At 46.0% G+C, this 14,148-nt stretch carries 25 protein-coding genes; all 25 read left to right on the top strand.

Features of this window, described 5'->3' with window-relative positions; translation table 11 throughout:
* Positions 1-54: 54 nt before the first annotated feature.
* Complete coding sequence (locus tag WKT10_RS04305; protein WP_340275698.1) at positions 55-1,425, top strand: cell wall-binding protein; 1,371 nt, start codon at positions 55-57, stop codon at positions 1,423-1,425.
* A gap of 410 nt (positions 1,426-1,835) precedes the next feature.
* Positions 1,836-2,153: a 30S ribosomal protein S10 gene (gene rpsJ / locus WKT10_RS04300; RefSeq protein WP_066550119.1), complete on the top strand. Its 318-nt coding sequence runs from the start codon at positions 1,836-1,838 to the stop codon at positions 2,151-2,153.
* A 181-nt stretch (positions 2,154-2,334) separates the two neighbouring features.
* Positions 2,335-2,970 carry a 50S ribosomal protein L3 gene (gene rplC, locus WKT10_RS04295; RefSeq protein WP_066550115.1) on the top strand — a complete coding sequence of 212 codons (636 nt, stop codon included), beginning with the start codon at positions 2,335-2,337 and terminating at the stop codon, positions 2,968-2,970.
* A gap of 28 nt (positions 2,971-2,998) precedes the next feature.
* Positions 2,999-3,619, top strand: coding sequence for a 50S ribosomal protein L4 (gene rplD, locus WKT10_RS04290; protein WP_066550111.1), 621 nt, complete (start codon positions 2,999-3,001; stop codon positions 3,617-3,619).
* Entirely contained in the window at positions 3,619-3,918 is a 300-nt protein-coding gene (gene rplW, locus WKT10_RS04285; protein WP_066550109.1) for a 50S ribosomal protein L23, read from the top strand. Before rplD ends, rplW begins: the two co-directional genes overlap by 1 nt.
* 98 nt (positions 3,919-4,016) lie before the next feature.
* Complete coding sequence (gene rplB, locus WKT10_RS04280; RefSeq protein ID WP_066550106.1) at positions 4,017-4,862, top strand: 50S ribosomal protein L2; 846 nt, start codon at positions 4,017-4,019, stop codon at positions 4,860-4,862.
* Positions 4,863-4,881: 19 nt separating this feature from the next.
* Complete coding sequence (gene rpsS / locus WKT10_RS04275; RefSeq protein ID WP_002566510.1) at positions 4,882-5,166, top strand: 30S ribosomal protein S19; 285 nt, start codon at positions 4,882-4,884, stop codon at positions 5,164-5,166.
* A 33-nt stretch (positions 5,167-5,199) separates the two neighbouring features.
* Entirely contained in the window at positions 5,200-5,586 is a 387-nt protein-coding gene (rplV, locus tag WKT10_RS04270; RefSeq protein ID WP_066550103.1) for a 50S ribosomal protein L22, read from the top strand.
* Positions 5,587-5,595: 9 nt separating this feature from the next.
* Positions 5,596-6,252 (top strand): 30S ribosomal protein S3, encoded by a 657-nt coding sequence (gene rpsC, locus WKT10_RS04265; RefSeq protein WP_066550100.1) that lies wholly within the window; start codon positions 5,596-5,598, stop codon positions 6,250-6,252.
* The gene (rplP, locus tag WKT10_RS04260) at positions 6,252-6,689 is read left to right on the top strand and encodes a 50S ribosomal protein L16 (protein WP_066550097.1); all 438 of its coding nucleotides are present in this window, start codon (positions 6,252-6,254) and stop codon (positions 6,687-6,689) included. Before rpsC ends, rplP begins: the two co-directional genes overlap by 1 nt.
* Entirely contained in the window at positions 6,679-6,882 is a 204-nt protein-coding gene (gene rpmC, locus WKT10_RS04255) for a 50S ribosomal protein L29 (RefSeq protein ID WP_066550094.1), read from the top strand. Before rplP ends, rpmC begins: the two co-directional genes overlap by 11 nt.
* 17 nt (positions 6,883-6,899) lie before the next feature.
* Positions 6,900-7,154, top strand: a complete 255-nt coding sequence (rpsQ, locus tag WKT10_RS04250; protein ID WP_081423019.1) for a 30S ribosomal protein S17 — start codon at positions 6,900-6,902, stop codon at positions 7,152-7,154.
* A gap of 21 nt (positions 7,155-7,175) precedes the next feature.
* A complete protein-coding gene (gene rplN / locus WKT10_RS04245) occupies positions 7,176-7,544 on the top strand; it encodes a 50S ribosomal protein L14 (RefSeq protein ID WP_066550084.1) in 369 nt (122 codons plus the stop codon).
* A 14-nt stretch (positions 7,545-7,558) separates the two neighbouring features.
* Positions 7,559-7,864 carry a 50S ribosomal protein L24 gene (rplX, locus tag WKT10_RS04240; protein WP_340275684.1) on the top strand — a complete coding sequence of 102 codons (306 nt, stop codon included), beginning with the start codon at positions 7,559-7,561 and terminating at the stop codon, positions 7,862-7,864.
* A 23-nt stretch (positions 7,865-7,887) separates the two neighbouring features.
* Positions 7,888-8,427 (top strand): 50S ribosomal protein L5, encoded by a 540-nt coding sequence (rplE, locus tag WKT10_RS04235; RefSeq protein WP_066550080.1) that lies wholly within the window; start codon positions 7,888-7,890, stop codon positions 8,425-8,427.
* A gap of 16 nt (positions 8,428-8,443) precedes the next feature.
* A complete protein-coding gene (locus WKT10_RS04230; RefSeq protein ID WP_002566501.1) occupies positions 8,444-8,629 on the top strand; it encodes a type Z 30S ribosomal protein S14 in 186 nt (61 codons plus the stop codon).
* A 34-nt stretch (positions 8,630-8,663) separates the two neighbouring features.
* Positions 8,664-9,065, top strand: coding sequence for a 30S ribosomal protein S8 (gene rpsH / locus WKT10_RS04225; RefSeq protein ID WP_066550073.1), 402 nt, complete (start codon positions 8,664-8,666; stop codon positions 9,063-9,065).
* A gap of 159 nt (positions 9,066-9,224) precedes the next feature.
* Positions 9,225-9,767, top strand: coding sequence for a 50S ribosomal protein L6 (gene rplF, locus WKT10_RS04220; RefSeq protein ID WP_066550070.1), 543 nt, complete (start codon positions 9,225-9,227; stop codon positions 9,765-9,767).
* A 17-nt stretch (positions 9,768-9,784) separates the two neighbouring features.
* Entirely contained in the window at positions 9,785-10,153 is a 369-nt protein-coding gene (gene rplR / locus WKT10_RS04215; protein ID WP_066550067.1) for a 50S ribosomal protein L18, read from the top strand.
* Between the two features lie 17 nt (positions 10,154-10,170).
* Entirely contained in the window at positions 10,171-10,680 is a 510-nt protein-coding gene (gene rpsE / locus WKT10_RS04210; protein WP_066550060.1) for a 30S ribosomal protein S5, read from the top strand.
* A 15-nt stretch (positions 10,681-10,695) separates the two neighbouring features.
* A complete protein-coding gene (rpmD, locus tag WKT10_RS04205; protein WP_066550057.1) occupies positions 10,696-10,878 on the top strand; it encodes a 50S ribosomal protein L30 in 183 nt (60 codons plus the stop codon).
* Positions 10,879-10,906: 28 nt separating this feature from the next.
* Entirely contained in the window at positions 10,907-11,347 is a 441-nt protein-coding gene (rplO, locus tag WKT10_RS04200) for a 50S ribosomal protein L15 (RefSeq protein WP_066550054.1), read from the top strand.
* Positions 11,347-12,663 carry a preprotein translocase subunit SecY gene (secY, locus tag WKT10_RS04195; RefSeq protein ID WP_178276546.1) on the top strand — a complete coding sequence of 439 codons (1,317 nt, stop codon included), beginning with the start codon at positions 11,347-11,349 and terminating at the stop codon, positions 12,661-12,663. The genes rplO and secY overlap by 1 nt, the downstream gene beginning before the upstream one ends.
* Positions 12,664-12,748: 85 nt before the next feature.
* Positions 12,749-13,393 (top strand): adenylate kinase, encoded by a 645-nt coding sequence (locus WKT10_RS04190; RefSeq protein ID WP_066550048.1) that lies wholly within the window; start codon positions 12,749-12,751, stop codon positions 13,391-13,393.
* A 2-nt stretch (positions 13,394-13,395) separates the two neighbouring features.
* Positions 13,396-14,142, top strand: a complete 747-nt coding sequence (gene map, locus WKT10_RS04185; protein WP_066550045.1) for a type I methionyl aminopeptidase — start codon at positions 13,396-13,398, stop codon at positions 14,140-14,142.
* Positions 14,143-14,148: the final 6 nt, after the last annotated feature.

The raw sequence follows: 14,148 nt of genomic DNA, 5'->3' as shown, positions 1-14,148 counted from the left end.
TTAAAGAAGCATTTCTTTCAAGAAAGAAGGGCGTTTAAGGAGAAAGAGGCGTGTATGAAGAGGAAGATGACGGCAATGTGTCTTGCGGCGGTTCTTCTGTCGGCTGGTACAGTCAATCTGACAGCGTGGGCAGAAGGCTGGGCGGAAGCAGAGGGAAACTGGGTCTATTATGACAGTAATGGAAATAAAGTCTACAACGATTGGAAAAAGGGAGCGGATGGGCAGAGGCGTTATCTGGACGGAAACGGGACCATGGCGGTCAACTCCTGGGTGGACGGAGAATACTATGTAGACAGCAACGGTATCATGGTTACAGAAAAATGGCTTCATGTGCCTGAGGATGATGGAGAAGACGAATGGTATTATTTCTCGGCTTCCGGAAAGAAGGTAGAGGATACCTGGAAAAAAATTTCGGACAAGTGGTATCATTTTGACAGCAACGGCGCCATGGAGCGGGGGTGGATCCTGGATGACACCTATTATACCGGTGATGACGGCGTGATGCGTACAGGCTGGCAGAAGCTGATTCCTCCGGATGAATATGATGAAGAGATCAACAAGGTAGTTCCCGGATACGATACGGGAAATGTGGAGTACGAGGAGGACGGCTGCTACTGGTTCTATTTTGGCACCAATGGAAAGAAATATGTTCCCAGTGATGACAATTCCGGAGATGATTACGGTACCCGCAAGATTGACGGAACGTATTACTGCTTTGACGAGGACGGCATTTTGCAGATCGGCTGGAAGGACGTCCGGGATAATGGGGACGGCGGGATTCAGGATTATATGTATTTTGGCTCTGACGGAAAGGCGCGGATCGGCTGGTATTCCATCGAGCCGCCGGAGGATCTGGACGGATATGACGGCGATGTGGAATGGTTTTATTTTTCCAATAACGGAAAGCCAAAGGCGGCAGATTCGGATCGTCTGGATACACAGGATCTGACGCGTATCAATGGAAAGACTTATCTGTTTAATGAAAAAGGAAATCCGGTGTACGGACTGCGAAAGGTTTATACAGGCTCCGGTGAGGATGACTGGACTGCTTATTATTTTGGAAGCAAGAGCGAGAGCTGCGTGCAGAAGGGAAAGATGAGCGTAGAGGAGGATGACGGAACCAAAGCGGATTACTATTTCAGCGATAACGGACGGGGATATACGGGAGTACGGGACGGCCGTCTCTATTATAAAGGAAAGCTTCAAACGGCTGAGGACGGCCAGAAGTATGTCTGCTATCGGGTGGACGGTGGAAATTATGTAGTCAACGGTTCGGGAAAGCTTATGAAGGGAACCACGGTGAAGAATAGCGACGGAGTAAAGTTTAAGACGACTTCATCGGGAATCTTAAGTACGGCAGATGATGATCCTGATATTGATTCCTATGTGACAGAGCCTCTTGAACCGCTGTGTCTTGAGGATTGATTTTAAAGAGAAACGTATTATTATAGAAGAAACTCCTTTTCTGATAGGACAGAAGATCCGGGATGAAGCCGGGATCCTTCAGAAAGGGAGTTTTTTCAGCTGTTTCCCCGTCTGGGGGAAATTTAAAAAAATTTAAAAAAGTACTTGCATTTCCTGTAAACATATGCTATCCTTGAAAAGCTGTGACATGATAGCAAAGAAGCGAGAGGTTGCTGCCCACCATAAGGCAGGTTTTCCGTGGAGCGAATGTCAAGTTAGGAAACTGGCGACAAGTCACTGTACCAATTAAAGAAACTGCAGCAAAGAGAGCAGAATCAGTGTGGGGTTCCGTGAGGACACACACGGAAACGTGTACAGTCACCGCTTGTCGTACTTGGTTTATAAAGTGCGAAAAGGAGGCGACTTTTTTTATGGCAAGTCAAGTAATGAGAATCACATTAAAAGCTTATGATCATCAGTTAGTAGATCAGTCCGCTGGAAAGATCATCGAGACAGTAAAAAAGACAGGATCTCAGGTGAGCGGACCGGTGCCGTTACCAACTAAGAAAGAGGTTGTAACCATTCTGCGTGCGGTTCATAAGTACAAAGATTCCAGAGAGCAGTTTGAGCAGAGAACTCACAAGAGACTCATCGACATCACTGCTCCAAGCCAGAAGACAGTAGATGCACTGTCCAGACTGGAAATGCCCGCTGGCGTATTCATCGACATCAAGATGAAGACCAAATAATCAACCGGAGCGAGCGAATTAAATTAGTTTATATCCTGAAGGGTTTTATATAAAAGCAACACTACATTCCTGTAGGAATCAACATACCGGAAACGGTTCATAGTGTTCCACCTATATCAGACTGTTCTAGGATGAATGCGAAAGCATTCCGCTGTAGATCAAGAAAACAGGAGGTAAGACAATGAAGAAAGCGATTTTAGCAACAAAAGTCGGAATGACCCAGATCTTCAATGAAAATGGTGCATTAGTTCCGGTAACCGTACTTCAGGCTGGCCCTTGTGTAGTAACACAGGTTAAGACAGAAGAGAATGACGGTTACAAAGCAGTACAGGTTGGTTTTGTTGACAAGAGAGAGAAATTAGTCAGCAAGCCAGTAAAGGGCCACTTTGATAAGGCCGGCGTATCTTACAAGAGATATGTAAGAGAGTTCAGATTAGAGAATGCGGAAGAGTATTCCGTAAAGGATGAGATTAAGGCAGACATCTTCGCAGCAGGCGATAAGATCGATGCAACCGCTATTTCCAAAGGTAAAGGCTTCCAGGGCGCGATCAAGAGACATGGACAGCACAGAGGACCTATGGCTCATGGTTCCAAGTTCCATCGTCATCAGGGTTCCAATGGTTCCGCTACCACCCCAGGCCGCGTATTCAAGGGCAAGGGAATGCCTGGACAGATGGGCAACAAGCAGATCACTGTTCAGAATCTTGAGGTAGTTAAGATTGATGCCGAGAACAACCTGATTCTGGTTAAGGGTGCAGTTCCAGGACCAAAGAAGTGCCTGGTTACTGTAAGAGAAGCCGTTAAGGTTGAAAGGTAAGCTTTTATAGGAAAGGAGGAATTCACAGATGGCAAACGTATCTGTTTACAATATGGAAGGTAAGGAAGTTGGCACATTAGAACTGAACGATGCAGTGTTCGGCGTAGAAGTAAACGAGCACCTGGTACATCTTGCAGTTGTTGCACAGCTTGCTAATAAGCGTCAGGGAACACAGAAGGCAAAGACACGTTCTGAGGTTTCCGGCGGCGGAAGAAAGCCCTGGAGACAGAAGGGAACCGGTCATGCAAGACAGGGATCCACAAGAGCTCCCCAGTGGACAGGCGGCGGCGTAGTATTCGCACCGACACCAAGAGATTACACCATCACCCTGAACAAGAAGGAGAAGAGAGCTGCTCTTAAGTCTGCTCTGACAAGTCGTGTTCAGGCTGGCAAGTTCATCGTAGTTGATGAGTTAAAGTTTGACGAGATCAAGACAAAGAACTTCAAGAATGTTATGAACAACTTAAATGTTTCCAAGGCTCTGGTAGTTCTGGCTGACAACGATCAGAACACTGTATTATCCGCTAGAAACATTGCTGATGTAAAGACAGCTCAGGTTGGAACCATCAACGTATACGACATTCTGAAGTACAACACTTTAGTTGCTACTAAGGCAGCTGTTGCATCCATCGAGGAGGTGTACGCATAATGGCAGATATCAAGTACTATGACGTCATTTTAAAGCCGGTTATCACCGAGAAGAGCATGAACGCCATGGGTGAGAAGAAGTACACATTCATGGTACACGTAGACGCTAACAAGTCTATGATCAAAGAAGCTGTTGAGAAGATGTTCCCGGGCACCAAGGTTGCTTCCGTAAACACCATGAACAGCGAAGGCAAGACAAAGAGAAGAGGAATGACTTTCGGAAAGACTGCTGCTACCAAGAAGGCTATCGTTAAGCTGACTGAGGACAGCAAGGAGATCGAGATCTTCCAGGGACTGTAATAAAAAGTCCATCAATATCACCCGCCGGGCTTGCCCCGGCCGGAGAACTTATACGGCTGTTAAAACCGTGAAAAGAATTTGAAAAGGAGTACAATGTCATGGGAATTAAGAAGTATAATGCTTATACACCTTCCAGAAGACATATGACCGGTTCTGATTTCAAGGAAATCACAAAGAAAACTCCAGAGAAGTCTCTGGTAGTATCTCTGGACAAGAACGCTGGTCGTAACAATCAGGGTAAAATCACTGTTCGTCACAGAGGCGGCGGCAGCAGAAGAAAATATAGAATCATCGACTTTAAGAGAAACAGCAAGGATGGAATCCCCGCAACTGTTATCGGTATCGAGTACGATCCTAACAGAAGCGCTAACATCGCACTGATCTGCTATGCAGATGGTACAAAGTCCTATATCCTCGCTCCTCAGGGCTTAACTGACGGAATGAAGGTTATGAGCGGCGACCATGCAGAAGCTAAGGTTGGTAACTGCATGCCTCTGTATCACATTCCTGTAGGTACACAGGTACACAATATTGAGTTATATCCTGGCAAGGGCGGCCAGCTGGTTCGTTCCGCAGGAAATTCCGCACAGCTGATGGCTAAGGAAGGCAAGTACGCAACCTTACGTTTACCTTCCGGTGAAATGAGAATGGTTCCGATCATCTGCCGCGCAACAATCGGTGTTGTTGGCAATGGCGAACACTCCCTGATCAACATTGGTAAAGCTGGTAGAAAACGTCACATGGGTATCAGACCTACCGTTCGCGGTTCCGTAATGAACCCCAACGATCATCCACATGGTGGTGGTGAGGGCAAGACCGGTATCGGCCGTCCAGGTCCATGCACACCATGGGGCAAGCCTGCTCTGGGTCTGAAGACCAGAAAGAAGAACAAGCAGTCTAACAAGTTGATCGTAAGAAGACGTGATGGCAAAACCATCAAATAATTAAGGAGGTTAAGAACACATGGCTCGTTCACTGAAAAAAGGACCATTTGCAGATGCGCATCTGTTAAAGAAAGTAGACGCTATGAATGCAGCAGGACAGAAGCAGGTAATCAAGACCTGGTCCCGCCGTTCAACAATCTTCCCGCAGATGGTTGGTCACACAATCGCCGTTCATGACGGAAGAAAGCACGTTCCGGTATACGTTACTGAGGATATGGTAGGACACAAACTGGGTGAGTTCGTAGCAACCAGAACCTACAGAGGCCACGGTAAAGACGAGAAGAAGTCCGGCGTTAGAAAGTAATCCACGGGTAAGATTGAAAGGAGGTTTTTACCAATGGCAAAAGGACATAGATCCCAAATCAAGAGAGAAAGAAATGCTCAGAAGGACAACAGACCCAGCGCAACACTGTCTTACGCTAGAGTATCTGTCCAGAAGGCTTGCTTTGTATTAGATGCCATTAGAGGCAAAGATTTACAGACCGCACTTGGTATTGTAACATATAATCCCAGATATGCTTCCAGCTTAGTTAAGAAGTTACTGGAATCAGCTGCAGCAAACGCTGAGAACAATAACAACATGGATCCCGCAAAGCTGTACGTAGAAGAGTGCTACGCAAACCAGGGACCAACTATGAAGAGAGTTAGACCGAGAGCTCAGGGCCGCGCTTACAGAATCGAGAAGAGAATGAGCCACATCACTGTAGTTCTCAATGAAAGATAGGAGGCAAATATGGGACAGAAAGTTAATCCACACGGCTTAAGAGTCGGTGTTATTAAAGACTGGGATTCCAGATGGTATGCAGAAGCTGATTTTGCAGACTGCCTGGTTGAAGACTATGATATCAGAAAGTTCTTAAAGAACAGATTAAAGAATTCCGGTGTTTCCAAGATCGAAATTGAGCGCGCATCTGACCGTGTAAAGGTTATCATCTACACTGCTAAGCCAGGCGTAGTTATCGGTAAGGGCGGTTCTGAGATTGAGAAGTTGAAGGCAGAAGTTCAGAAGATGACTTCTAAGAAGCTGTTTGTAGACATCAAAGAGATCAAGAGACCGGACAGAGATGCTCAGCTGGTTGCAGAGTCTATTGCACAGCAGCTGGAGAACCGTGTTTCCTTCCGTCGTGCTATGAAGTCCACCATGGGCAGAACCATGAAGGCTGGCGTTAAGGGTATTAAGACTGCTGTTGCAGGCCGTCTGGGCGGCGCTGATATGGCACGTACAGAGTTCTACAGCGAGGGTACTATCCCGCTTCAGACATTAAGAGCAGATATTGACTATGGTTTCGCAGAAGCAGATACCACCTACGGCAAGATTGGCGTTAAGGTATGGATCTACAAAGGCGAGGTACTTCCTACTAAAGGAAACAAGGAAGGGAGCGATAAATAATGTTAATGCCTAAGAGAGTAAAGCGTCGTAAACAGTTCCGTGGATCTATGGCCGGTAAGGCATTAAGAGGTAATACGATCTCTAACGGTGAGTACGGTTTAGTCGCTACTGAACCATGTTGGATCAAGTCAAACCAGATCGAGGCAGCCCGAGTTGCCATGACACGTTACATCAAGCGTGGCGGTAAGGTTTGGATCAAGATCTTCCCCGATAAACCTGTAACAGCAAAGCCAGCAGAAACCCGTATGGGTTCCGGTAAGGGCGCTCTGGAGTACTGGGTAGCAGTTGTAAAGCCAGGCCGCGTATTATTTGAGATCGCTGGTGTACCAGAGGAAACAGCCAGAGAAGCACTTCGTCTTGCTATGCACAAGCTGCCATGCAAGTGTAAGATTGTTTCTAAAGCAGATTTAGAAGGCGGTGATAACAGTGAAAACTAATAAATTTGTAGAAGAGTTAAAGAATAAGTCAGCAAATGAGCTGAATGATGAGTTAGTAGCTGCGAAGAAGGAACTGTTCAATTTAAGATTCCAGAATGCGACCAATCAGTTAGACAACACATCCCGGATCAAGGAAGTACGCAAGAATATTGCACGGATCCAGACTGTTATCACTGAGAAGGCTAATGCTTAATGAAAGGAGAACTTACCGTGGAAAGAAATTTAAGAAAAACCCGTACCGGTAAAGTGGTAAGCAACAAGATGGATAAGACCATCGTTGTAGCAATCGAGGACCACGTAAAACACCCACTGATCGGTAAGATCGTTAAGAAAACCGTTAAGCTGAAGGCTCATGACGAGAACAATGAGTGCGGCATCGGTGATACTGTAAAAGTAATGGAAACAAGACCACTGTCCAAGGATAAGAGATGGAGACTTGTTGAGATTATCGAGAAAGCAAGATAATTCAGGAAGGAGTTAACAGGTATGGTTCAGCAGGAAACAAGACTTAAGGTTGCCGACAATACCGGTGCAAAGGAACTTCTCTGCATCCGCGTTATGGGTGGTTCAACCAGAAGATATGCAAATATCGGCGATATCATCGTTGCTTCCGTTAAAGATGCAACACCAGGCGGTGTTGTAAAGAAGGGCGATGTTGTAAAGGCTGTAGTTGTTCGTTCTGTTAAGGGCGCTCGTCGTAAAGACGGTTCCTACATCAAGTTTGATGAGAACGCTGCAGTAATTATTAAGGATGACAAGACTCCAAGAGGAACTCGTATCTTTGGGCCTGTAGCCAGAGAATTAAGAGACAAGCAGTTCATGAAGATTGTCTCCCTGGCTCCAGAAGTATTATAAGGAGGGTGTCCACTGTGCAGAAAATCAAGAAAGACGATTTAGTAGTTGTAATCGCAGGTAAAGATAAAGACAAACAGGGAAAAGTACTCTCTGTTGATACAAAGAAGAACAAGGTTGTAGTTGAAGGTTGCAATGTGATCACAAAGCATACAAAGCAGTCTCCGGCCAACCCACAGGGTGGCATCGTAAACCAGGAAGCTCCCATCGATATCTCCAATGTAATGCTGGTAGTTGACGGCAAGGCAACCAGAGTTGGCTTCGAGGTTAGAGACGGAAAGAAAGTCCGCGTAGCTAAGAAGACTGGCAAGGTTGTTGACTAATTCGGGAGAGGAGGAAAAAAACGTTGGCTAGATTAAAAGAACAGTATCAGAACGAATTCGTAGACGCTCTGATGAAGAAATTTGGATATAAGAACGTTATGCAGGTGCCGAAGCTTGATAAGATCGTTATCAACATGGGCGTAGGCGAAGCTAAGGAAAATGCCAAGGTTCTGGATTCCGCAGTTCGGGATCTGGAGATCATCTCCGGTCAGAAGGCTGTAACAACAAAGGCTAAGAAGTCTGTTGCAAACTTCAAGATCCGTGAAGGCATGGCAATCGGCTGCAAGGTTACTCTTCGCGGCGAGAGAATGTATGAATTCCTGGATCGTCTGATCAACCTGGCACTGCCTCGTGTACGTGACTTCAGAGGTGTTAACCCTAACGCATTTGATGGCAGAGGAAACTATGCTCTTGGTATCAAAGAGCAGCTGATCTTCCCTGAGATTGAATACGATAAAGTTGACAAGGTAAGAGGTATGGATATCATCTTCGTTACCACTGCTAAGACAGACGAGGAAGCTCGTGAACTTTTGACATTATTCAATATGCCTTTTGCAAAATAGTTAGGAGGAAACTTTCATGGCTAAGACTTCAATGAAGATCAAACAGCAGCGTCCTGCTAAATTCTCTACCAGAGAGTACAATCGCTGCAGAATCTGCGGCCGTCCACATGCTTACCTGAGAAAGTACGGCATCTGCAGAATTTGCTTCCGCGAACTGGCTTATAAGGGTCAGATTCCTGGTGTTAAGAAGGCAAGCTGGTAAGCTTTAGAGAATTTAGAAAAGGAGGCACACAACAATGACAATGAGCGATCCGATTGCAGATATGCTTACAAGAATCCGTAATGCAAATACTGCAAAGCACGATACAGTAGATGTACCTTCATCCAAGATGAAATTAGCTATTGCTGACATTCTGGTAAATGAAGGATATATTGCAAAGTACGATATGGTAGAGGACGGCGGTTTCCAGACCATCCGCATCACCTTAAAGTACGGCAAAGACAAGAACGAGAAGATCATTTCCGGTATTAAGAGAATCTCCAAGCCCGGTCTGCGTGTATACGCAAACAAGGAGGAGCTTCCAAGAGTACTTGGCGGTCTTGGTATCGCCATCCTCTCCACCAACCAGGGCGTGATTACCGATAAGGAAGCACGCAGACTTGGTGTAGGCGGCGAAGTTCTGGCTTTCGTTTGGTAAGGAAACTTCGACAGCACTAAGCTCGTTAAAAACCTCGCTAAGTGCTGCGAAGTGCTTTCGCACGTAAGCGCCCACATGACAGGCGCTAAGTGCTCAATGCAACTGAAAACAGAGAGACCTTTGCGGTCTCTCCGAGAATTTAAGTAGGAGGTAATAGGCATGTCACGTATCGGTAGAATGCCAGTTGTGATCCCGGCAGGTGTAACTGTTACGATCGCAGAAGGAAACAAAGTGACCGTAAAGGGTCCAAAGGGAACACTTGAGAGAGACCTTGCTCCAGAGATGACCATCGAGGAGAAGGAAGGTCACATTATCGTAAGCAGACCAAACGATTTAAAGAGAATGAAATCCTTACATGGTCTGACCAGAACTCTGATCAACAACATGATCCACGGTGTAACTGAGGGTTATGAGAAGGTTCTGGAAGTAAATGGTGTTGGTTACAGAGCTGCAAAGCAGGGCAAGAAGCTTACTCTGAACCTGGGATATTCTCATCCTGTAGAGATGGAAGATCCTGAAGGCATCGAGACTGTTCTTGAAGGACAGAACAAGATCATCGTTAAAGGTATCAGTAAAGAAAAAGTTGGCCAGTACGCTGCTGAGATCAGAGACAAGAGAAGACCTGAGCCTTACAAGGGCAAGGGTATCAAGTACGCTGATGAGGTTATCAGACGTAAAGTTGGTAAGACTGGTAAGAAATAATTAAGGAGAGTGTAAAAATGGTTAACAAACAGTCAAGAAGCGAAATTCGCGTAAAGAAGCACAACAGAATGCGTAACCGTTTTGCTGGCACAGCAGAGAGACCGCGTCTGGCAGTGTTTAGAAGTAATAATCATATGTATGCTCAAATTATCGACGATACGGTTGGTAACACTCTGGTTGCTGCTTCCACAGTTGAGAAAGAAATCAAGGCTGAACTGGAGAAGACAAACGACAAGGCAGCTGCAGCATACGTTGGTACAGTGATCGCAAAGAGAGCCCTTGAAAAAGGTATCACGGAAGTTGTTTTCGATAGAGGCGGCTTTATATATCAGGGCAAAATTCAGGCATTAGCAGATGCAGCTCGTGAAGCTGGTCTGAATTTCTAATAGAGAGGAGAACAAGCATGAAGCGTACAATTATTGATGCCAGTCAGTTGGAGCTGAATGATAGAGTAGTGGCAATCAAGAGAGTATCCAAGACTGTTAAAGGTGGACGTACCATGAGATTTTCCGCTCTGGTAGTAGTTGGTGACGGAAACGGCCATGTAGGCGTTGGCCTTGGCAAGGCAGGAGAGGTTCCGGAAGCAATCCGTAAGGGTAAAGAGGCTGCTGTTAAGAATCTGGTTGAGATCCCAATGGATGAGAACAACAGTATTCCTCATGACTTCATCGGCAAGTTCGGAAGCGCAAACGTTCTGTTAAAGAGAGCTCCTGAAGGTACCGGTATCATCGCAGGCGGCCCTGCTCGTGCCGTTGTAGAGTTAGCAGGTATCAAGAATATCCGTACCAAGTCCTTAGGTTCCAATAACAAGACCAATGTAGTTCTTGCAACTGTTGCAGGTTTAACTTCTTTAAAGACTCCTGAGGAGATCGCAAAACTGCGCGGCAAATCTGTTGAAGAAATTTTAGGCTAATAGGAGGAAAGAGACATGGCAGAGAGATTAAAGATCACATTAGTCAAGTCCCCTATCGGTGCTATTCCAAAGCAGAGAGCAACGGTTGAGGCACTTGGACTGAACAAGATGCACAAGACAGTTGAGATGCCGGACAACGGCTCTGTCAGAGGCATGATCCAGTGTGTAAGACACTTAGTTAAAGTAGAAGAGATCTAAATTCTAGATAAAGTAAGGAGGTGCAGTCATGGAGTTATCAAATTTACAGCCTGCTGCAGGTTCAAAGCACAGCGACAATTTTAGAAGAGGCCGCGGCCATGGTTCAGGCAATGGTAAGACCGCTGGTAAGGGCCACAAGGGTCAGAAAGCTCGTTCCGGAGCACCGAGACCAGGCTTTGAAGGTGGACAGATGCCATTATACAGACGTCTGCCAAAGCGCGGATTTACAAATATGAATTCCAAGCACATTGTTGGCATTAACGTAAGCGCTCTTGAGAGATTCGATAACGATACCGTAGTTACAGTAGAGACCCTGCTGGAGGCTGGTGTGGTTAAGAATCCGAGAGATGGTGTTAAGATCCTTGGAAATGGAGAATTAACCAAAAAGCTGACCGTTAAGGTGAATGCATTCAGTGAAGGTGCAAAATCTAAAATCGAGGCTTTAGGTGGAACCTGCGAGGTGATCTAATGTTTAAAACGATTAGAAACGCTTTCAAGGTAAAAGAGCTTCGCGAGAAGATCCTTTATACCCTTATGATGCTGGTAGTCATCCGTTTTGGCTGCCAGCTTCCCATCCCGGGAATTGAGACCACGTTCTTTAAGGACTGGTTTGCAAAGCAGACAGCAGATGTATTTGGCTTTTTCAATGCAATGACGGGTGATTCATTCTCGAATATGTCCATTTTTGCTCTGAGCATTACGCCATACATCACTTCTTCCATTATCATTCAGCTGCTCACCATTGCGATTCCAAAGCTGGAAGAGATGCAGAAGGATGGTGAAGAAGGAAGAAAGAAAATTCAGGAATACACCCGATATACAACCGTTGCACTGGCTCTTTTAGAATCCAGTGCTATGGCAATAGGCTTTGGACGCCAGGGCCTTCTTCATGATTTCAATGCATGGAATGTGATCATTGCAGTCATCACCATGACAACGGGCAGCGCCCTGCTCATGTGGATTGGCGAGCAGATCACATCAAAGGGTGTAGGAAACGGTATTTCTATCGTGCTTCTGTTTAACATCCTGTCCAGTATTCCCGATGACATCAAAAGCCTTTACTATCGTTTTATATTCGGTCAGTCCATCCCAGTAATGGCCGGTGCAGCGATTCTGATTGCGTTGGTTATTGTGATGATGGTTGTCTTTGTTGTTGTTTTAAATAACGCGGAGAGAAGGATCCCGGTACAGTATTCAAAGAAAATGGTAGGACGCAAGATGGTAGGCGGACAGGCCTCTAACATTCCGTTGAAGATCAACACCGCCGGCGTTATGCCCGTTATCTTCGCATCCTCGATCATGTCCTTCCCGGTTGTGATCTCACAGTTCTTCCCGGTGGATTATAATACCATTGGCGGTAAGATCCTGACCATGCTTAATTCCGGTTCCTGGTGCAGACCATCACAGCCGATTTATTCCATCGGTCTTGTGATCTATATCGTACTGTTATTCGTATTTGCTTACTTCTATACGTCGATTACCTTTAATCCTCTTGAGGTGGCAAACAATATGAAGAAGCAGGGCGGCTTTATCCCAGGTATCCGTCCTGGCAAGCCCACCAGCGATTATCTGAATCATATTTTGAATTATATTGTTTTCATCGGCGCCGTAGGCCTTACAGTAGTTGCGGTAGTTCCGATCCTGGCATCTGGCCTTCTTGATGTAGGTCAGATCTCATTCTCCGGAACGTCCCTGATCATTATTGTAGGTGTTGTGCTGGAGACGATCAAAGCAATAGAATCTCAGATGCTTGTGCGTTATTATAAGGGATTTTTGAACGATTAACATAACAGTTTGATCAGTCAATCTGCCTTTGTGGTATTCCACAAGGGCGGATTGATTGCGTTATAGGAAAGAGGAGAGAAATCTCATGAAGATCATCATGTTAGGCGCTCCAGGCGCAGGAAAAGGTACGCAGGCGAAGAAAATCGCTGCGAAGTACAGCATACCTCATATCTCCACCGGAGATATTTTCCGTGCAAATATTAAGAACGGAACAGAGCTGGGCTTAAAGGCCAAGTCCTATATGGATGCCGGAGGTCTGGTTCCGGATGAGATTACCATCGGAATGCTTTTAGACAGAATCCATCAGGCTGACTGCGAAAATGGTTATGTACTGGACGGTTTTCCAAGAACTATTCCTCAGGCAGAAAGTCTTACAGAAGCTCTGAAAAAGAATGGTGAGGCTATTGATTTTGCGGTGAATGTAGATGTTCCAGATGAGAACATTATTAACCGTATGTCCGGACGCCGTGCCTGCTTAAACTGCGGAGCTACCTATCATATCGTATACAATGCTCCAAAGACAGAAAATGTATGCGACACCTGCGGACAGGAACTGGTGCTCAGGGACGACGATAAGCCGGAAACGGTTAAAAAGCGTCTTGACGTATATCATGATCAGACACAGCCTCTGATTGATTATTATAAGAATGAAGGCGTTCTGGCTGAAGTTGACGGAACCCTGGATATGGAAGACGTATTCCAGGCAATCGTAAAGATTTTAGGAGCATAACCATGGTAACGATTAAATCTCAGCGTGAAATTGAACTGATGCGGGAGGCAGGAAAGATTCTTGCAAAGGTCCATGAGGAGCTTGGCAGGATCGTAAAGCCGGGAATTTCCACCAAGGAGATCGACCGCATCTGTGAAGAGATGATCCGCAGCCATGGATGTATCCCTTCCTTCCTGAATTACGAGGGATATCCTGCTTCCGTGTGCATTTCCATCAATGATGAGGTGGTTCACGGAATTCCCAGCAAACACCGTTATCTCAATGAGGGCGACATAGTCAGCCTGGATACAGGTGTGATCTGGAAAGGGTATCAGTCGGATGCGGCAAGGACTCATATGATCGGAGAGGTAACTCCCCAGGCAAGAAAGCTGGTTGAAGTAACCCAGCAGAGCTTCTTTGAAGGAATAAAGTTTGCAAAAGCCGGCAATCATCTCAATGATATTTCAAAGGCCATTCAGGCATATGCAGAAAGCTTCGGCTTCGGCGTAGTAAGAGATCTGGTTGGCCACGGAATCGGCACAGAGATGCATGAGGAGCCTGAGATACCAAACTTTGCCCAGCGCCGCAAAGGCATCCGCCTGGCGGCCGGTATGACACTTGCTATTGAGCCTATGATCACCGCAGGACGTTATGATGTAGCATGGATGGATGACGGCTGGACCGTTGTAACAGAAGACGGTTCTCTGGCCTCTCATTATGAAAACACCATCCTGATTACGGACGGCGAACCAGAGATCCTGTCTCTGTAACAGAGG

It is taken from the genome of Enterocloster sp. HCN-30185 (genome assembly GCF_037890305.1).
GTDB lineage: Bacteria > Bacillota > Clostridia > Lachnospirales > Lachnospiraceae > Enterocloster.
Note: the sequence above shows the minus strand (reverse complement) of the source record. Positions and strands in the feature narration are given on the sequence as shown.